Below are 18,556 nucleotides of genomic sequence, written 5' to 3' on the forward strand. Positions count from 1 at the left end.
GTAAGGTAAACAGTTTACAGTTTCCGTTTTAAGTATCATTGGTTCAGCACAAAAATAAATCAATGCATAAAAAGCACATGCTGAATAAGTTGTACTGTATTTAAGGAACCTCTATCTCGTTTACAATTTTGTTGATGATATCAACAGAAGTAATATTTTCCGCTTCGGCCTCATAGGTAATACCTATTCTATGTCTTAATACATCATGTACTACGGCACGTACATCTTCTGGCACAACATAGCCCCTTCTTTTTATAAAGGCATAACATTTGGCAGCAGTACCTAAATTGATACTACCCCTAGGAGATGCACCAAAACTGATCAAAGGCTTTAAGCTTTCTAAATTGTATTTTTCTGGATATCTGGTAGCGAAAACAAGATCAAGTATGTACTTTTCTATTTTCTCGTCCATATACACTTCACGAACGGCTTTTTGTGCACTAAGTATTTGATCTATGGAAACAACAGGATTAACCGTTTCATAGCTGCCCTTTAAATTTTGGCGCATGATCAATTGCTCCTCGTTTATTTTTGGATAGTCAATAACCGTTTTCAACATAAAACGATCCACTTGTGCTTCTGGTAATGGGTATGTACCTTCTTGCTCTACAGGGTTTTGTGTTGCCATTACCAAAAATGGTTTGTCAAGTACAAAGGTTTCATCGCCAATGGTCACCTGCTTTTCTTGCATGGCTTCTAACAGTGCCGACTGTACTTTGGCAGGAGCACGGTTAATTTCATCTGCAAGAACAAAGTTTGCGAAAATTGGTCCTTTCTTTATTGAGAAATCATTCAGTTTCATGTTATAGATCAAGGTACCAACAACATCTGCGGGTAAAAGATCGGGTGTAAACTGAATTCTGCTAAAACTACCTTTAACAGCTTTTGATAAAGTGTTGATCGCTAATGTTTTTGCTAGCCCCGGAACACCTTCCAATAATATGTGGCCCTGTCCTAAAAGTCCAATTAATAATCGTTCAACCATATATTTTTGGCCAACGATCACTTTATTCATTTCAAGCATCAATAAATCGATAAAAGCGCTTTCTTGAGCAATTTTCTCATTTACTGCACTAATGTCAATTGAGGTATTTTCTTCCATTTAAAATATTATATTATTGATTGTTAAGGCTTCTAATTTTAACAGTTATGCAAATTGAAAATTAATTCAGTCAGTCGCTGTTAATGATAGGTTAAAAAATTGGAAAAGCCCTTATTTTTATGAACGTTTTAAGGTATTTCTTTTTAATTTCATTAAACAAAATACAATATATTGAAATATTCAAGAATAATTGCAGGAACTATGACCTGGGGCAAATGGGGAAAACAACTTTCTACTGCTGAAATGATAGCTTTAATGAACCATTGTGTTGAAAATAAGATTACTACGTTTGATCATGCCGATATTTATGGAGATTATACAAATGAGGAAGATTTTGGTAAGGCTTTTAGTAAGAGTAGTATCAAGAGAGAAGATGTTCAGCTTATAAGTAAATGCGGAATTCAATTCAACGTAAAAGAAAGAAGTAATAGGGTTAAGCACTATGATTATAATGCCAGCTACATTATTTCATCTGTAGAAAGGTCATTAAAAATGCTACAGACAGATTATTTGGATTTACTCTTGTTACATAGGCCAAGCCCTTTAATGGATCCTTCAGAAATTGCCGAAGCAATAGATAAACTAAAAATTGAAGGAAAGATCAAACAATTTGGAGTGTCCAATTTCTCACCTTCCCAAATACAATTGATAGAGAAAGAGATTCAGGTAGAAGCCAATCAAGTAGAATTTTCACTTTCGTCCAATGGGGTAATGAATGATGGAACATTGGATGACTGCGTAACTTTTGACAGACTAGCCATGAGCTGGAGCCCATTGGGAAGTTATTTTAGGGAAGATTCCAAGGCAAATCTTAGGATAAAAACGGTATTGGCAGACCTGACCAAAAAGTATGGCGCTACAGAAGACCAGTTGCTCTTGGCATGGATTTTAAAACACCCAAGTACTATACATCCTGTGGTTGGTACCGCAACATTACAACGGTTGAAACTAGCCATGGATGCCGTTGAAATTGACATGGAGTTACAAGATTGGTTTATTTTACTTGAGGCTAATGAGGGGCACGAAGTTGCATAATTAAAAAAGAAAATGACAAAAACAGCATTTATTACAGGCGCTACAAGCGGCATAGGAAAATCAACGGCAATTCATTTTGCCTTAAAAGGAATAAACTTGGTGTTGTGCGGTAGAAGACAAGACCGTTTAGATGCCCTTGAAAAAGAATTGGGGAAAGAAGTACAAATTCATTCGTTGAATTTTGATATTAGAAGTAAGGAAGCTGTTCATGCGGCCATAGCATCTTTACCTAGTGAATTTTCTCAAATAGATATTCTAATTAACAATGCCGGTAATGCCCATGGTTTAGATACCATACAAGATGGTAGTATAGATGATTGGGATGCCATGCTTGATATTAATGTAAAGGGTTTGCTATATGTTTCAAAGGCATTGATACCGCAAATGATAGCGCGTAAATCTGGGCATATCATCAATATTGGTTCAACTGCAGGTAAAGAAGTGTACCCAAAAGGAAATGTGTATTGCGCCAGTAAGCATGCCGTTGATGCCATTAACCAAGGTATGCGGATAGATTTAAACGGTACAGGTGTACGTGTTGGTGCCGTTAACCCTGGTTTGGTAGAAACCGAGTTCAGTAATGTAAGGTTCAAGGGAGATGAAGAAAGGGCAGATAGTGTTTACAAGGGTTTTCAACCTTTAAAACCAGAGGATATTGCCGATATTATTTACTTTGTAGTTACCAGGCCATATCATGTAAATATTGCAGATTTGGTAGTTATGCCCACCGCCCAAGCTTCTTCAACAATTGTAGATAAAACGTAGGTCATTAATATTTAGAAGTTTACATTTAAGAAAAATAGCTCAAAATGATCAATAAACGGCTTTTGGTAAAAAACTTGCTCGCACATAATGATGAGAACAGTTTTTACGATAAAAAGCGGTTCATTGCCATTGGGGAAAAGGAGGGGAAAGGTAAATTCTTAAAGCACGTTTGTGCTTTGGCCAATAGCAACCCATCCAATAATTCATTTATTGTTATTGGAGTTGAAGATGAGGATAATAGTATTGTAGGTGTAGATTTTTTTGATGACAGCAAGATTCAGAATTTAGTGAACGCTTATTTGGATAATCCACCGTTGATCTCTTATGAAAATATTCCTTTTCCACATTTGCCCGAAGGTAAAGTTGTGGGCTTGGTTACCATAAAATCTATTGGAAAAATCTGCTCGCTCAGAAAAAACATTTGGAAGTATTATGGAGGTTCTGTTTTCTTTAGGGAAGGCAGTATAAGCTTGCCAAAAGTGTTTGATATTGAATTGAAAGATATTAATTCTGAAGCGGTCGCCACCATTGAGCAACACGCCAAGAATAATATTGAACTTACGTTAGACGGTGTAATTGATTTTATTAATCACCGTCACAAGGATCTTGAAAGTGATTATAAAGTTTTTAAAGAACAGTTTGTAGTCTGTTGGGCGGGTAATAAGAAGGTGGTCAATGGTGTTACCTATTATTATCGTGTTGATATAGAATTGATCAACGAGCAAGTAAAACTCTTCTATTCAAATTTAGATGAGGTAACTATAACCTATGACAATGATTCTTTTTCCACAATAGAGTTTGTGCAATTGGGCTTGGGCGCAAAGCAAAAATATTACCCGTTAGAAAAGGTTGTCATTAATTTTAGTGAAAATGGCACCTATCAAATTAAAAGCGATTTGTTGTTTGATCCACCTGTACATGATAAAGAGGAATTGAAGAAAATCTATGAAAGTAACAATGCCTTGGTGATTAAGGCAAAGAAAAATGTAGAACTGACCATTGCAGAAATAAAGCAATTAAAATATTTGGCAGATTCTTATTTGATATGTTTTTTAAACGGATTTGAAGAAGCAAAGGAGCGCATGGAAAAAGCAAGACAGATTTTAAAACCTAAGTATCCTAATATAAATGCTTCGCTCAAAGAAGCACTTCGTGTTTTACGAAAAGTTAAATATTCTTAATCCACAGTTGCTCGTAGGGTTTTAAAGGTAATTCGTTACGTATTAATTCTAATGTTTTTCCGGAAAGCAAATCAGTAGATTTTTTGCCCGTGTGAATACCTATAGAAAGTAGCCAGCCTACGTTTATCATCTCGGTGACCTCGTTAAAATTACTCAGTACCCAAATAGTTTCGTTTTTATTGGTACGTTCAAAAACGAATATATGTTCATTAGGGCAACCATGTACTTTAAGGTCGTTAGTGTCGGCAAATACGCTATGCTCTTTTCGTATGCGGATCATATCTTTTAATCCGTTATAAACTATAGAGGGGGCACTTTTTATATCTTTTTCAATTTTAGAAACTACATCCCAATTTTGTATAGGTCTGTTAACCCACCTATTGTCATTTATATGCTCTTGGTTTTGCTCATAGCTATAATCATTTAAAGTGGCGATTTCATCACCAGCATAAATCATGGGTATTCCACCGTAGGTTAAAATTATGCCGTGCATCATTAAAATTTTAGCGATGGCATAGTCAATAATTTTATCATTCTTTTGCTCAAGTGCGGTTTCTAAACCTAATAAGGATGCGGCACTTCCGGTTATTCTACCATCTCCATTTTTAGGGTTGTACATGAACATGAGCCCTTTTGCTGGCGACCAATCTAACTTTCCACAATAATAGTTAAGAATAAACTGTTTGTGTGCCGTAGGGTCATAACCCATAGCCCTTACAAAATCATCATCATAGCCAAGACCAATATCATCATGACAGCGTATGTAATTGATCCAAGTGGCATCCTCTGGTTTTGTAGGAATATCAGAAACGCTTTTTACCAATAAAGAGGCTTTTTTGGTGGCTATTGAATTCCAAAGCAACGCCATTAAAGAGGCGTTGTAAGCAACTTCACATTCATTACCGGTTAATATGCCTTCCCCAAAATACTTTATAATATTTCTAGGAGCTACAATAGCTTCCGCTAAAAGAATAACACCAGGTGCCACAACTTGTAAGCACATTCTAAAAAGGGAAATTAGGGTATGGGCTTCCGGTAAATTTTGTGACAGTGTACCTAGTTTTTTCCATAGAAAGGCAAGAGCATCAAAACGGATAACATCTACCCCCAAATTTGCAAGTCCAACTAAATTACTGAGCATTTCAATGAACACTTCTGGGTTTCTATAATTTAAATCCCATTGGTAACTATTGAAACAGGTCATTACCCATTTTTCCATTTCAGGGCAATAGGTAAAATTACCAGGTGCAGATTGCGGAAAAATTTCGGGCATGGTTTTTTCAAACTCGTCAGGGATATGACGGTCAGGGTAGGTATAGTAATAGTTTTGATAATGTAGATCACCTTCTTTTGCTTTTTGTGCCCACTCAAATTCATCTGAAGTATGGTTAACAACAAAATCAAGCATTAAGAACATATTGTTTTTACGTGCCTTTTTGGTGAAATCCAAAAAATCTGCCTTGGTACCATACTTACTATCAATATCATGATAGCTGTTTACGGCATAACCGCCGTCATTTTCACCATCTGGCCGGGTGGTAATAGGCATTAGATGTAGAAAATTAATTCCTAGATCATCAAAATAAGGCAGTTTATCTTTAAGTCCGTTAATGTCTTTGTTAAACCTATCAACATACATTTGCATACCCACCATTTGTTCGCTTTGGTACCAATTACCAGAATTTAAACGGTCAATGTCTTGATTTTGCAGTTCTCTTGGTCGGTTTTTAAAGAGTGATTCTAAGGTGTTTAACAGCGTATTGAAAAATACTTTGTGTTCTTTCTCTTGGTATAAAGAGAAAAATTGGGTTTTAATAAGAGAAATGTTTGTAGCTAACCTCTGATCAAACAAAGATTGGGTACTTCTCTTCTTTTGGTCCCTAGAGGCCAACAATCTTAATAATTCCGCCTGGTTCATATTAAGAATCTAATTGTTGTAAAGTAGGTAGGGATTCTATTGCGCCAAAGTTTTCTGTAGTGATGGCGCCGGCTTTATTAGCTCTGGCAACCATGTTGGTCAATAGGTTTTCGTTTGTAAGTAAGTCTTCAAAATTTGAGTATTGCGCAATTTGTTGAAGAAAGCAGCCAATGAAAGCGTCACCTGCGCCTGTAGTGTCTTTTGGGGAGACTTTTATACTAGGTATGGTCTTCTTGAATTTTTCGGTACTTAATAATGTACCTTCTCCACCAAGGGTAACAACTATAATTTTTGTTCCCATTTCATGAAAAATTTGGCAAGCATCTTCAAGGTCCTCTTTACCTGAAAGAAGTTGGGCTTCTTCAAGGCTAAATTTGCATAAATGAGATTTTTCAATAAAAGGATGGCATTTTCTAATAAATACGTCCTCTTTATTTTTCCAAAGGTCAACTCTATAATTAGGGTCAAAACTTATAATGGCATTTTTGGTAAGACCATCAAAAAGATATCTGCTATAAGTTTCCTCTAACGGACCTCCCAATAAAGCTGTTGCAGCACCAAAGTGTATTATATTATTATCAAAATTTGATTTTAGTGAAGAATCATAGGTAAGCTCTTTATCTGCACCACGGCTAAACACAAAATCTCTTTCACCATCTTCGGCAATAGAAACAAAAGCTAGAGTAGTGAAGGTATCGCTTTTCTGTGCTAACGAAATATCTACTTTTTCATTTTCAAGAATACGCAATAGAAAAGACCCAAATGGATCATTGCCAACTGCACCAACGAAGAAGCTATCACCACCAAGCTTACTAATGGCACAAGCTACATTGGCAGGTGCACCACCTGCTTTTTTGGAAAATTCTTTTGCTTTTGATAAATCTTTGCCTTGGTTCTCGGCAACAAAATCAATCAGCAATTCACCAATACAAAAAACCTTTTTCATAGTACAAAAAGAAAATTAGGAGGTCTAAGTTAAATAGAAATGGTCGCTTCAGCCTAAATAATCTTAAATAAATATTAAATTATAGTTGTGTGCGGTTTATTTTTATGATTTATTACCCAAGGTATTTTGGGTCTGTTGCCTAATTGCATATCTTGAATTGCACATTTTTAAAACACAAACCGACTATGAGCATATTTGATGAAATTAAGAAAAAACTAAGTCATGAATTTATTGACATAGTAGAATGGTTAGATACTAGCAATGATACCATTGTACATAGATTTGAGCGTTATCAAAACGAAATTAAGAATAACGCAAAACTGATCGTAAGGGAAGGGCAAACCGCAGTTTTTATAAATGAAGGGCAGTTGGCAGATGTTTTTAAACCTGGTACGTACACACTAAACACCCAAAACCTACCTATTCTTACAACGTTAAAAGGATGGAAATACGGATTTGATAGTCCGTTCAAGGCAGAGGTATATTTCGTAAATACCCGTTTGTTTACAGATGAGAAATGGGGAACTAAAAATCCGTTCATGCTTAGTGATGACCGGTTTGGTCTGGTAGAAATACGTGCTTTTGGCACTTATAGTTTTAGAATAAGTGATCCAGGTAAGTTTGTAGTAGATGTAGTGGGTACCGATGGTAATTTTACCAATTATGAAGTAAACGAACATTTAAAAAGTTTAATTGTAACCCGATTTACAGATACTGTTGGTGAAGCCAATTTACCTATAGAGTTATATGCGGCCAATACCAGTGAACTCTCTGAAACTTGCCAAGAGGTTATGCAACCTGAGTTCAATAGGGTAGGTATAGAATTAGAGCGATTCTACATTGAGAATGTGTCTATGCCAGAAGAACTTAAAAAGGAAATTTTTGAGTACAGCCGTTTAGATAAATTGGACATGGGTAAACTGGCACAGTTCAAAGCGGCCAAGGCTATGGAGCTGGCAGCAAAGAACGAAGGCGGTACTGCAGGTGCTGGCATGGGCATGGGCATGGGTTTTGTGCTGGCTCAGCAAATGGGTGGTCTAATGGGGCAACCGGCAACACAGCCAATTGGTGGTCAAGCAGTACAACAACCACAGGCGCCACCACCAATACCAGCACAGGTTAGTTATTTCTATGCCGTAAACGGTCAGCAGCTGGGCCCTGTTTCTTTTGAGAAATTAAAGGAGCTCTTTGCAAGTAGAACCATTAATAGAGACTCCTTAATTTGGAAACAAGGAATGGAAAATTGGGCGGCACTTAAAGAAATTGAGGAGTTAAAATCTTTCTTGGGTGGTAATACACCACCACCTTTACCAACGGTCTAAAAAATGTAAAAAAATTACTGGACAATCTTTCTTTTTTTAGATAAGGTATACTCTCTATGGACGATATTCAACAATCGGAATATAAAAAAGCGTGCGCCAATTGTGGGGCAGAACTTAAATTTAAGCCAGGTTCCCATCAACTTACCTGCGAATATTGTGGTTATGAAGAATTTATTGAACAATCTAAGAGCAGTTTTGAAGAACTAGAACTAGAGCACTACTTAAAAATTGTTGGTGAAAATGCATATACGGACACCATTGAGTTATTGCATTGTAAAAATTGTGGGGCAAACCAGCATGTAGAGGAAAACTATAAATCATTAAATTGTGTGTACTGTAGTGAACCTTTAATACGGGAAGACGTTGAAAAAGAAGGTTGGATCTTGCCCGGTGCCTTGGTGCCGTTTGAATTGGATGCAAAGAAGGCACAATCTATTTTTAAATCTTGGGTAGGCAAAATTTGGTTTGCACCGGATAATTTGAAAAAAGCAGCATTAGATCCAGAAGGTTTGCATGGTCTTTATATTCCTTACTGGACTTTTGATGCCAGTCTTTTTGCGTCTTATCAAGGGCAAAGAGGAGATTATTATTACGAAAATCAGACCTATAATAGTGATAAGGGCAAAAGAACTAGAAGGGTTCGTAAAACAAGATGGACGTATGCTTCTGGTAAAGTAGATGGGTTTGTTGATGACATCTTGATCAGTGCATCGGAAAAAAAGAGAAAAGAAATACCGTCAAAGGTTGCTTTTTGGAACCTAAAGGATTTAGTGGTATTCAACTCCAAATATTTATCGGGGTTTGTAACAGAGAAATATACCGTTTCATTAAAAGAAGGTCATCATAAGTCTTTTCAAGAAGCCAAAAATATAGCCTATAACTGGATCAGAAGAGACATTGGTGGCGATACCCAACGAGTGGCAAATGCCGACATTAAATTATCTAACGAGAAATTTAAACATATTCTGCTTCCTGTTTATATAAGCTCCTACAGATATGAGGGAAAGGAATATAACTTTTATATAAATGGACAAACCGGGGTGCTTAGCGGAAATAGGCCATATTCATTCTGGAAAATCTTCTTTTTAGTACTTTTTATACTTGTCATAATCACCATAATTGCGATTTTTGCTAAATGAATATAAATAGAACACTGGTTGTAGGTGACATTCATTCGGGCTTACAAGCGTTAAAACAAGTGCTTAGTAAAGCAGCTGTAACAGAACACGATACTATAATATTTTTAGGGGATTATATAGATGGATGGAGTGAAGCGGTAGAAACTATTGATTACCTTCTAGAATTAAAGAAAAAATACAATTGCATATACCTAAGGGGCAATCATGATGAACTTTGCTATGAATGGTTGACAGGTAAAGCGGATAACCCAACTTGGTTTATGCATGGTGGTGAAGCTACTTCCAATTCTTACGCCAATATTTCTAGCAAGGATAAAGAGATTCATCTCAATTTTTATGAAAGTCTAGAGAATTATCACTTAGATACCGAAAATAGGTTGTTTTTACATGCAGGATTTACTAACTTAAAAGGAATTGAGCATGAATATTTTACAAAAACGTTTTACTGGGACCGTACCTTATGGGAGCTAGCTCTTTCTCTGAACAAAAATTTAGAAGAAGATCATATACATTACCCAAAACGACTAAAGAATTATTCTGAGATCTATATTGGTCATACACCAGTAACAAGAATTGGTAAAACTACACCGCAAAAAGCGGCCAATGTTTGGAATATTGACACAGGTGCAGCTTTCAAAGGACCTTTGACCATTTTCAATGCAGATTCAAAAGAATACTGGCAAAGCGATCCCGTACATACGTTTTACCCTAATGAAAAGGGTAGAAACTAAGAAAACAGTTAACTTTACTAAAAATGGATTGTTTAAATGACGATCTTTGATAAAAAATAAACTATGTCTACTAAAAATATAAGATTAGAAGTGATGCAGGCTTTAGAGCCTCAGGTAGAAGGATTTATGGATTCTTTCCTTATTAAACCAGAGGATATATGGCAGCCTACGGATTTTTTACCAAATTCTGAAAAAGATACATTTTTACAAGAAGTAAAAGATATTAGAGAAGAGTCTAAAGAACTTGGTTATGATTTTTGGGTAACCATGGTAGCGGATACGATAACTGAAGAAGCTTTGCCAACCTATGAATCTTGGTTGATGGATGTAGTAGGTATAGACCAACATGGTGATCATAAGACCAATGGTTGGGCAAAATGGGTAAGAGCTTGGACAGCAGAAGAGAATAGACATGGCGATGTGTTGAACAAGTATCTATATTTATCCGGTAGGGTAAATATGAGAGAAATAGAGTTGACCACCCAACATTTAATTTCAGACGGTTTTGATATTGGTACGGATCGTGACCCTTATAAGAACTTTGTATATACCTCTTTTCAAGAATTGGCTACCAATATTTCACACAAGCGTGTTGGGCAAATGGCTAAGAAGAAAGGAAATACCCTGTTAGGTAAAATGTGTACAATTATTGCAGGTGATGAAATGAGACACCACTTGGCATATAGAGAATTCGTTAAGACTATTTTTGGCGAAGATCCATCTGGTATGATGATTGCCTTCGCAGATATGATGAAGAAGAAGATTGTAATGCCTGCTCATTTTTTAAGGGAGTCCGGTGGTACAATTGGATCGGCATTTGAGAATTTTTCAAATTGCGCACAACGTTTAGGTGTATATACAGCACAGGATTATGTAGATATATTAAGCAAATTAAATGCTTATTGGCAGTTAGATTCTGTACGTTCTTTAAATGAGGAAGCAGAAAAGGCTCGTGATTATTTAATTAAATTACCGGCAAGGTTAGAGCGAATTGCGGAAAGAATGAAATTTCCAGAAGATCAATATCACTTTAAGTGGGTAGAAGCTAATGGAGCATTATAAAATAAAAAATCCCGATAATTCATTATCGGGATTTTTTTTGCTAAACGGTGATTTATAGTTTACCGTGTTTATGCTCATCTTGCCATTTAACAAGTTCTGTCCATTTACCTTCATAACACATTTTAGCTTGCATTGGCCAAGATGCCGGGTCGTGTATCTTATACCGTGTTCCACCTGTATCCAATATTTTCTGACAATCTTCAAGACTGGCTTCAGAAAGTGCTTTCCAGGTTTTAATACCATGGTCTTTGAACATACCTTCAATTTTTGGACCAATACCTTCTACAAGTTTTAAATCGTCTTGTTTAACGGTTTTGCCAAAAGCAGCTTTTGCAGCGGCGCCATCAAAAGCTAAGGCGCTACTTGTAGCGGCACCGGCGGCAAATGATGCTGCTGTAGCAGAAGCACCAAGATTTGTGCTTGTCGTTGGCGGTACGGCTTTGCTAGCGGCAATTACCTTTTGGTTACAGGCATCTAAATCGGCTTTTAATTTAGTGTTGCTAGCCTTTAAGTTGTTCAATTCTGCCAATTGGGCGTTTAACTTTGTATTATTGGCTTTAAGACTGTTTATTTCAGCAGAGTTGTCAATTACTTTGGTAGAACCTTTACCGAGTAGATAACCTAAAATACCGCAGATAAGACCTACTAACAATGGAATTATCCAGCACCAAATACTCATATTTTCAAAATTCATGATTTTACTTATTTATAGGATTAGTGTATGTTTTAATTTAATGTAATAACTGTTCTTCTATTTTTTTCTCTGCCTTCTTCGGTAGTATTTGTTGCAATAGGTTGGGTCTGCCCTTTGGATGTAGCAATGATTTTACTTTCAGCTATACCGTTTTGCATTAGATAGTTTTTGGCGAATTCTGCCCTGTCTTGCCCTAGCCTCATGTTAGTACTTGCTTGTCCAGTAGCATCGGTATGGCCTACAACACTTACTGTTGCATCTTCAACTTTATCTATATATCTAGAAATATCTGCAACCTTTTGGCGCTGCTCGGCATCTAGGTAAATAGAAGCTTCTGCAGTATTAAAGTAAAGTATTAACGGGTCGGCCTTAATTTTCTCATAAAGGGCATTAAGGTCATCCTTTTCATTAACAGATCGCTCTTCAATATCAAAAGAAGCCGCACCCCAATAGGTATTTTCTTTAGGTACCATGTCATCCATTAGTTTGCCCAAAGTATTTATTTGTGCAGTAGAAATACCTTTAGATGCTAAATCATTTTTTATGGCATTGGCTCTTGCTAAACCTAAATTAGGAAACGCTGAGTTGTTCTCTTCTTCACTTGTGTAATAACCGGTGACATTGACTACGTTGCCATCATTTGCTTCTAAATAGCTCTTAAGACCATTAATGCCTTTTGTAAGGTTGGCGCTTAAAGGCATTAAAATAGCATTGGAAGAGACATTAAAATTGTAGTTGTCATTGGTATTATAGGCAAATCCGTTTGCATCAATGGCAAAAGGGTAAGATGTTGCCGAGGGTTCTTTTACGATTACTTTTTCTTTAGCGGGTTCTTCATGCGTACTTGTTGCATTACATTCGCTACAACAAGTGATAAAGAAATAAGTACCTATTAGAATGGTAATCAACATACCTAATAAATACGTTATTGTTTTTGTCATTATTAATACTGTTTAGTGTTTAGCCCACAATTTATTAAAAAAATCTTAAAAATGTTAAATCATTTGAGCCTAATTGCCTTACAGTCAATCATTATAGTAATAACAGTTATGTAGCGTATAGTACCAAGTATACGATCAGTTGGTGAGATTGTAAAAAAAGTTAATCATGCAACAACTATTAATTGCAATTTTGCGTAAGTATTTAAATGGTATGCATCTCCCCACAAAGTTTGGGCATTGATTATACAATTTAAAGTTTTGAGTTAGTTGGTTAAAAAATCCTGTCTTCAATATGTCGACAGGATTTTTTTATGTTCAATAGTTTATAAAGTAGGTTTCCATCTATACAATTTTTACATGAATTTGTACAGATTTCACACCATTAAAGGATACAATTTGTTAGCTTGAAACAGCTGTATTTGTATTGAAAATGAAGAAAAAAGTAAAAAAGTGTTTTAATTTTCTTTGCATGTTTATCGTACTGGGCACTCAAACTTTATTACATGGAAGTTGGTCTCATGAACCACCAAATAGAAAAGCTGCTTAGTTAATAAACATGCAAAAGAAAATATGATTTGATTATAGGTCGAATTTTATTCCCTGAGCCAATGGCAGTTCGGTAGTAAAATTAATGGTATTGGTCTGTCTTCTCATATACACTTTCCATGCATCTGAACCACTTTCACGACCACCGCCAGTTTCTTTTTCTCCACCAAAGGCACCGCCGATTTCTGCGCCAGAGGTACCAATGTTTACATTAGCTATACCGCAATCACTGCCCCAAGCAGAAAGAAAACGTTCTGCCTCTCTTAAATTATTGGTCATAATTGCAGATGACAGCCCTTGAACAACTCCATTTTGAATGGCGATGGCATTTTCAACGTCACCGGAATATTTTAAAAGATAGAGAACAGGTGCGAAAGTTTCGTGCTGAACAATTTCAAAATCATTACTTGCCTCTGCAATGGCAGGTTTAACATAACAACCACTTTCATAGCCTTCACCATCTAAAACACCACCCTCAACAATTAATTTACCACCTTCTTCAACTACCTTTTTCAAAGCATTTTTATAATGTGAAACAGCATCAGTATCAATCAATGGTCCTACGTGGTTATTCTCATCTAATGGATTACCTATTCTTAATTGCTGGTAAGCGGCAACAACGGCATCTTTCACTTTGTCATACATAGATTCATGAATAATCAATCTTCTGGTTGAAGTACAACGTTGCCCAGCCGTTCCTACGGCACCAAAAACGGCACCGATAACGGTCATTTTTAAATCGGCATCCGGTGTAACAATAATAGCATTGTTTCCGCCCAACTCCAATAGAGATTTTCCAAGACGGGCGGCAACTGCTTGGGCAACTATCTTACCCATTCTAATTGAACCCGTAGCGGATACCAACGGTATTCTATTATCTTGGGTCATAAGTTCACCAATCTTATAATCGCCGTTTATTAGGCAGGAAATTCCTTCGGGTAGGTTATTTGCCTTAAAAACTTCAGCAGCAATGTTTTGGCAGGCTACACCACATAAAGGGGTTTTTTCTGATGGCTTCCAAACACAAACATCACCACAGATCCATGCCAACGCTGTATTCCATGCCCATACGGCAACCGGAAAGTTAAAGGCGGAAATAATACCCACTACACCAAGTGAATGGTATTGCTCGTACATTCTATGCCCAGGTCTTTCAGAATGCATGGTCAATCCGTGCAATTGTCGAGAAAGACCAACGGCAAAATCGCAGATATCTATCATTTCTTGCACTTCTCCTAAACCTTCTTGGTAGCTTTTTCCCATTTCATAGGAAACCAGTTTTCCAAGGGGCTCTTTTAGCTCTCTAAGTTTGTCACCAAATTGTCTTACAATTTCGCCACGTTGAGGTGCGGGTTTTGTTCTCCATTGCTTAAAAGCAGTGGTAGCAGAAGACATTACTTTTTCATAATCTTCTTTTGTGGTCGTTTTTACCTTTGCAATTAAAGATCCGTCTACAGGTGAGTAAGATGAGATAATATCTCCTGAGGAGAAATGATCTGATCCGGTTGATGTACCGTCATTTACCTCTTTAATTCCAAGTGCCTTAAGGGCATCATGTATTCCAAAATCTGCTGCTATTTTTGACATTTTATAACTTTTTACGCAATTAATGTTAGATATATTACAAAAATACAAAGAATTTTGTCTTTAGGAAGAACTAATTACAACTAGGCAAATTTGACCATCAACCATAGAATAATACCTGCCAAGGCAGGTACACTCTGTACAATAAATATCTTTTTGCTTACCGAAACGGCACCGTACATACCGGCGACAGTAACACAGCCTAAAAAGAAAAGGGCTACGTTACATGACCAGTTACCATCAGAAATCAGTAAGGACCAAATTAACCCTGCTGCCAAAAAACCATTGTAAAGTCCTTGGTTTGCCGCCATTTGTTTAGTGGGTATAAATAAATCTTTCGGGAAATTTTTAAACACCTTTCTACCGGTAGTGGTCCATGCGAACATTTCTATCCATAAGATGTAAACATGAATAAATGCTACAAGTACTGTAATTATTTTAGCTAATACTATCATTCTTCCTTGGCAATAAAACGTTCGTCAACAGACATTACCGTGCCGCAATTATCACATGTTCTCAATTCTTTTGAACTGTAAAAATGTTTAAAGTGTGCTAAAAAATCTTTTTCTATGTCATGAAGGGTGAAATAGGCTTCATAGAGTTTATGATTACAATTGTCACAAAACCAAAGCAAACCATCATCAACATTCATGCTAGCTCGTTTTCTTTCAATGACCAAGCCAATAGATCCCTCTTTGCGAACAGGAGAATGTGGCACTTTAGCAGGATGTAAATACATATCTCCCGGACCTAATTTCATGGTCCTTTTTTTACCGTCTTCTTGAATGTGAACTTCTATATTTCCTTCTAATTGATAAAACAGCTCTTCGGTTTCGTTGTAATGGTAATCTTTACGTGCATTTGGTCCGGCTACGATCATGACAATATAGTCGCCAGCATCTTTATATAAGTTTTTATTTCCAACAGGAGGTTTTAGTAATGCTCTGTTATCTTCTATCCATTTGTTGAGATTAAATGGTGCTTGTATACTCATTTCAGTGAAATTAATTGAAAGTTAATTAAACGATCGTTTCTCACTGAAAAGTTAAGCATAAAAAAAGCCTTTGTACAACAAAGGCTTCTTAAAATTATATTTTACGATATTTTATCTAAAGAACAACTGTGTAAAGTATAGGTCGCCATTGCTATTTTGGTTAATGCTTATGGCTGAGTAGTTGTATTCACCTTCAATATTTACTCTATGCCCCGGACTTTCTAACCATGCCTCAAAAGCTTCTTCAATAGTGTCATAATTTCTTGCAACATTTTCTGCTACAAAAACTGCACCGGTTCTCTTTGAAATATTCTCTGCACGTTGCGTAAAATTATCATGACTAGTATTTCCTTTAGAAATCATATAGTCGGTATGAAGCGTTGCATAATAATAGGTGGTACTTTCAAATTCCATTTCATTTAATCCTATACTAGCTCTATATGTATTTATCATTTCAAAAAGTTCATCTTCCAGTGTACTGTGATTTTTTGAAGATGCCAAAGTATATTGCTCTAGGGAGTCTTCAGATGTACTCTCGTAACCTGCGAAATTCTCATATTTTGAACACGATGATAGTGAAATGATCAACACTACCAAAAAAGGAAATAAAGTTTTCATAGGGGAAACTATTTTGTTTTATAGGTGTCAAAAGTAGTTTAGATAACAAGCTCATAAAGAAGAACATCTATAGATAGGGTAAAATATTCGATAAGCTACATCTATTTGATATAGCAGCGCTTATCGATAAAATACACTTTGAATTACATCGTAAAAAATGGCATTTAATATGATTTTTCCCACTTAATCTGCAAAACGGAACATGTCATCCCAAAGCAGTCATGTTCAAGCGTTGGATATTCACGAATTAGGAGTTAAAAAAAATTATTACTGCTTGTAGAAAAGTTGTGTAAAGTAGTAATTGCCGAAATCATCTTTTTTGACACTAATGGCGGTATGGGTAAAATCTCCTTCCATGGTTTTTTTATGGCTACTACTTGTATACCAACCTTCAAAAGCTTCCTGTGCGGTATCATAATCTTTGGCAACATTCTCAGCCACCATTTCAACAGATATCTCAGAATCTATGTTTGAAGCGCGAGAGCTAAAATTGTCATGGCTAATGCTACCTTTAGAAATCATGTAATCTGTATGCAGGTTTGCATATTTATATGCTACATCGCTAAACTGCAAAGTATTAGTGTTGAGACTAAGTCTATGTGTGTTGACAATATCCAGTAGGTCCTGCTCTATAGTTAAAACATTTTCAGCTTCCAATACAGGCGTTTCTTCAAGAGATTCGCTAGTACAAGAACCAAGAAAAAGTAATAAAAAGACAGTGACCGCATTAAGCAATCTCATTTTCATATAAGTGTCTTTTAATTAGCCTCTCGGCGTAGCGAAGTAGGTAAGAAGGTGAGAATGTTCTAAGTTCTCTATTTTCGATTTGGGTTATCGATAACGTAATATTATATAAAAATTAAACACAGGGGAGGAACAATATTACTTATTCGACAAAGTGCACAATATGTAAGATTATTGAACGATCAAATTTAGATTGTCATCGATTCTTCGCTAGACTCTTCTGGCATTACTTCTGTCTTAAGAACAGTATCAAATATCAACGCACCTATATCTTTAATGGGTTGGTAAAGTATAGACTCTTTCTTGGTTTCATCTGAAAGTAGGTTCAGGGTGGTATCCATACGATCAAAAAAGATAAATGCGGCCCCTAATAGAATAGCGACTTTTAAGGTGCCAAAAATTCCACCGGCTATTTTATTCAGCCACCCTAACATAGCAAAATTGGCGACTTTGGTCAATAATTTTCCGGCTAGGTTCACTACTATAATGATAAGGATCAACGTAATTATAAATGCTATAATACTCATATTACGTTCATTCCAATCTAAATGGTTAGATAGATAGTTGCCTGTTATATATGAAAAGTGAATAGCGCCAAAAATACCGGCTACCAAGGCTACTATAGAAGCAATTTCCATGAATAGTCCGTTATTATATCCTTTCCACAGACCCCAAATGAGCGGTAGTCCAAGTAAAATATCCAAAAGTCCCATTCGTATAGTGTTTTGACAAATATAGAACTTTGATTTGTACCTTTGCAAGGTCTAGATTATAGTAGATAGCAGGTTGATATGGCAAGGGATATACAGTTAAAAGAACGTTGGGATTATTTAGTAGAGAAACTATCTGAAAAGTTTTCTGATGGAGATCCGTTAGAATTGGATGCTATCATCTACTTGGTGGGTGTTCAAGAATTGGGCCAATATCACAGAAAGTATAAGAAAGATGATAAACTAGACCTTATGCACATAGCAATTTGCAGATTGTTGGAGCCTTACGGTTTTTATGAGTTTAGCTTTTTTGATGAAGATGGCTGGCCACATTATAATGTGTTAGAAGAACTACCTTCTCTAAAAGCGGGTGAGCAAACGGTGCTCATGAAAGAAGCAATTGTCTCTTACTTCCTGGAAAAAGAATTTATAAAGTAATTACACCGCAAATAATGCTCTGTAAAAAAGCTGCCTAAAATGTATAGGTAGAGAAATTATCTTGAATAGAAATATACTTTGTCCAT

At 36.2% G+C, this 18,556-nt stretch carries 19 protein-coding genes; 8 read left to right on the top strand and 11 right to left on the bottom strand.

Features of this window, described 5'->3' with window-relative positions:
* Positions 1–100: 100 nt before the first annotated feature.
* The gene (locus I600_RS12005) at positions 101–1,102 is read right to left on the bottom strand and encodes an AAA family ATPase (protein WP_058104770.1); all 1,002 of its coding nucleotides are present in this window, start codon (positions 1,100–1,102) and stop codon (positions 101–103) included.
* A gap of 171 nt (positions 1,103–1,273) precedes the next feature.
* Here I600_RS12005 and I600_RS12010 point away from each other — a divergent pair, with 171 nt between their 5' ends.
* From I600_RS12010 to I600_RS12020, 3 genes are read left to right on the top strand one after another with little or no spacing between them, the layout of a single operon-like run.
* Positions 1,274–2,137, top strand: coding sequence for an aldo/keto reductase (locus I600_RS12010; RefSeq protein WP_082642960.1), 864 nt, complete (start codon positions 1,274–1,276; stop codon positions 2,135–2,137).
* A gap of 12 nt (positions 2,138–2,149) precedes the next feature.
* Positions 2,150–2,902, top strand: coding sequence for an SDR family NAD(P)-dependent oxidoreductase (locus I600_RS12015; RefSeq protein ID WP_058104772.1), 753 nt, complete (start codon positions 2,150–2,152; stop codon positions 2,900–2,902).
* Positions 2,903–2,946: 44 nt separating this feature from the next.
* On the top strand, positions 2,947–4,083 hold the full coding sequence (locus I600_RS12020; protein ID WP_058104773.1) for an ATP-binding protein: 1,137 nt from the start codon (positions 2,947–2,949) through the stop codon (positions 4,081–4,083).
* Here the strand turns inward: I600_RS12020 and I600_RS12025 are convergent.
* Both I600_RS12025 and I600_RS12030 read right to left on the bottom strand, forming a co-directional pair.
* Positions 4,070–6,001 carry an amylosucrase gene (locus tag I600_RS12025; RefSeq protein ID WP_058104774.1) on the bottom strand — a complete coding sequence of 644 codons (1,932 nt, stop codon included), beginning with the start codon at positions 5,999–6,001 and terminating at the stop codon, positions 4,070–4,072. The genes I600_RS12020 and I600_RS12025 overlap by 14 nt on opposite strands.
* A gap of 1 nt (position 6,002) precedes the next feature.
* A complete protein-coding gene (locus I600_RS12030) occupies positions 6,003–6,947 on the bottom strand; it encodes a carbohydrate kinase family protein (protein ID WP_058104775.1) in 945 nt (314 codons plus the stop codon).
* A gap of 185 nt (positions 6,948–7,132) precedes the next feature.
* On the opposite strand from I600_RS12030, the gene I600_RS12035 reads away from it, so the two are divergent.
* From I600_RS12035 to I600_RS12050, 4 genes are all read left to right on the top strand, one after another.
* Positions 7,133–8,269 carry an SPFH domain-containing protein gene (locus I600_RS12035; RefSeq protein ID WP_058104776.1) on the top strand — a complete coding sequence of 379 codons (1,137 nt, stop codon included), beginning with the start codon at positions 7,133–7,135 and terminating at the stop codon, positions 8,267–8,269.
* A gap of 56 nt (positions 8,270–8,325) precedes the next feature.
* A complete protein-coding gene (locus I600_RS12040; RefSeq protein WP_058104777.1) occupies positions 8,326–9,408 on the top strand; it encodes a hypothetical protein in 1,083 nt (360 codons plus the stop codon).
* On the top strand, positions 9,405–10,139 hold the full coding sequence (locus tag I600_RS12045; protein ID WP_058104778.1) for a metallophosphoesterase family protein: 735 nt from the start codon (positions 9,405–9,407) through the stop codon (positions 10,137–10,139). The genes I600_RS12040 and I600_RS12045 overlap by 4 nt, the downstream gene beginning before the upstream one ends.
* Positions 10,140–10,202: 63 nt before the next feature.
* Positions 10,203–11,201, top strand: coding sequence for an acyl-ACP desaturase (locus I600_RS12050; RefSeq protein ID WP_058104779.1), 999 nt, complete (start codon positions 10,203–10,205; stop codon positions 11,199–11,201).
* Between the two features lie 52 nt (positions 11,202–11,253).
* Here the strand turns inward: I600_RS12050 and I600_RS12055 are convergent, their stop codons facing one another.
* The 8 genes from I600_RS12055 to I600_RS12090 form a co-directional block, all read right to left on the bottom strand.
* Positions 11,254–11,895 carry a hypothetical protein gene (locus I600_RS12055; protein WP_058104780.1) on the bottom strand — a complete coding sequence of 214 codons (642 nt, stop codon included), beginning with the start codon at positions 11,893–11,895 and terminating at the stop codon, positions 11,254–11,256.
* Between the two features lie 32 nt (positions 11,896–11,927).
* Positions 11,928–12,836: an OmpA family protein gene (locus I600_RS12060; RefSeq protein ID WP_058104781.1), complete on the bottom strand. Its 909-nt coding sequence runs from the start codon at positions 12,834–12,836 to the stop codon at positions 11,928–11,930.
* Positions 12,837–13,415: 579 nt separating this feature from the next.
* Entirely contained in the window at positions 13,416–14,969 is a 1,554-nt protein-coding gene (gene amaB / locus I600_RS12065) for an L-piperidine-6-carboxylate dehydrogenase (RefSeq protein WP_058104782.1), read from the bottom strand.
* An 80-nt stretch (positions 14,970–15,049) separates the two neighbouring features.
* The gene (locus I600_RS12070) at positions 15,050–15,421 is read right to left on the bottom strand and encodes a DUF1304 domain-containing protein (RefSeq protein WP_058104783.1); all 372 of its coding nucleotides are present in this window, start codon (positions 15,419–15,421) and stop codon (positions 15,050–15,052) included.
* On the bottom strand, positions 15,418–15,960 hold the full coding sequence (locus I600_RS12075) for a 3-hydroxyanthranilate 3,4-dioxygenase (RefSeq protein ID WP_058104784.1): 543 nt from the start codon (positions 15,958–15,960) through the stop codon (positions 15,418–15,420). Before I600_RS12075 ends, I600_RS12070 begins: the two co-directional genes overlap by 4 nt.
* A 111-nt stretch (positions 15,961–16,071) precedes the next feature.
* On the bottom strand, positions 16,072–16,578 hold the full coding sequence (locus I600_RS12080) for a CAP domain-containing protein (RefSeq protein WP_058104785.1): 507 nt from the start codon (positions 16,576–16,578) through the stop codon (positions 16,072–16,074).
* A gap of 267 nt (positions 16,579–16,845) precedes the next feature.
* Positions 16,846–17,325 carry a CAP domain-containing protein gene (locus tag I600_RS12085; protein WP_058104786.1) on the bottom strand — a complete coding sequence of 160 codons (480 nt, stop codon included), beginning with the start codon at positions 17,323–17,325 and terminating at the stop codon, positions 16,846–16,848.
* Between the two features lie 185 nt (positions 17,326–17,510).
* Positions 17,511–18,035: a CvpA family protein gene (locus I600_RS12090; protein WP_058104787.1), complete on the bottom strand. Its 525-nt coding sequence runs from the start codon at positions 18,033–18,035 to the stop codon at positions 17,511–17,513.
* A gap of 78 nt (positions 18,036–18,113) precedes the next feature.
* Between I600_RS12090 and I600_RS12095 the strand changes: the two genes are divergently transcribed.
* Positions 18,114–18,470 (top strand): hypothetical protein, encoded by a 357-nt coding sequence (locus I600_RS12095; protein ID WP_058104788.1) that lies wholly within the window; start codon positions 18,114–18,116, stop codon positions 18,468–18,470.
* Positions 18,471–18,556 lie beyond the last annotated feature (86 nt).

The sequence above is a fragment of the Maribacter dokdonensis DSW-8 genome, assembly GCF_001447995.1.
GTDB classification, from domain to species: Bacteria; Bacteroidota; Bacteroidia; order Flavobacteriales; family Flavobacteriaceae; genus Maribacter; species Maribacter dokdonensis.

Bases quoted from the DNA above. Each gene is read 5' to 3' on its own strand.
- amaB (WP_058104782.1), bottom strand. From the start codon at position 14,969: ATGTCAAAAATAGCAGCAGATTTTGGAATACATGATGCCCTTAAGGCA.
- I600_RS12090 (WP_058104787.1), bottom strand. From the start codon at position 18,035: ATGGGACTTTTGGATATTTTACTTGGACTACCGCTCATTTGGGGTCTG.
- I600_RS12015 (WP_058104772.1), top strand. From the start codon at position 2,150: ATGACAAAAACAGCATTTATTACAGGCGCTACAAGCGGCATAGGAAAA.
- I600_RS12020 (WP_058104773.1), top strand. From the start codon at position 2,947: ATGATCAATAAACGGCTTTTGGTAAAAAACTTGCTCGCACATAATGAT.
- I600_RS12070 (WP_058104783.1), bottom strand. From the start codon at position 15,421: ATGATAGTATTAGCTAAAATAATTACAGTACTTGTAGCATTTATTCAT.
- I600_RS12080 (WP_058104785.1), bottom strand. From the start codon at position 16,578: ATGAAAACTTTATTTCCTTTTTTGGTAGTGTTGATCATTTCACTATCA.
- I600_RS12075 (WP_058104784.1), bottom strand. From the start codon at position 15,960: ATGAGTATACAAGCACCATTTAATCTCAACAAATGGATAGAAGATAAC.
- I600_RS12085 (WP_058104786.1), bottom strand. From the start codon at position 17,325: ATGAAAATGAGATTGCTTAATGCGGTCACTGTCTTTTTATTACTTTTT.
- I600_RS12030 (WP_058104775.1), bottom strand. From the start codon at position 6,947: ATGAAAAAGGTTTTTTGTATTGGTGAATTGCTGATTGATTTTGTTGCC.
- I600_RS12060 (WP_058104781.1), bottom strand. From the start codon at position 12,836: ATGACAAAAACAATAACGTATTTATTAGGTATGTTGATTACCATTCTA.
- I600_RS12095 (WP_058104788.1), top strand. From the start codon at position 18,114: ATGGCAAGGGATATACAGTTAAAAGAACGTTGGGATTATTTAGTAGAG.
- I600_RS12040 (WP_058104777.1), top strand. From the start codon at position 8,326: ATGGACGATATTCAACAATCGGAATATAAAAAAGCGTGCGCCAATTGT.
- I600_RS12050 (WP_058104779.1), top strand. From the start codon at position 10,203: ATGTCTACTAAAAATATAAGATTAGAAGTGATGCAGGCTTTAGAGCCT.
- I600_RS12055 (WP_058104780.1), bottom strand. From the start codon at position 11,895: ATGAATTTTGAAAATATGAGTATTTGGTGCTGGATAATTCCATTGTTA.
- I600_RS12025 (WP_058104774.1), bottom strand. From the start codon at position 6,001: ATGAACCAGGCGGAATTATTAAGATTGTTGGCCTCTAGGGACCAAAAG.
- I600_RS12045 (WP_058104778.1), top strand. From the start codon at position 9,405: ATGAATATAAATAGAACACTGGTTGTAGGTGACATTCATTCGGGCTTA.
- I600_RS12005 (WP_058104770.1), bottom strand. From the start codon at position 1,102: ATGGAAGAAAATACCTCAATTGACATTAGTGCAGTAAATGAGAAAATT.
- I600_RS12035 (WP_058104776.1), top strand. From the start codon at position 7,133: ATGAGCATATTTGATGAAATTAAGAAAAAACTAAGTCATGAATTTATT.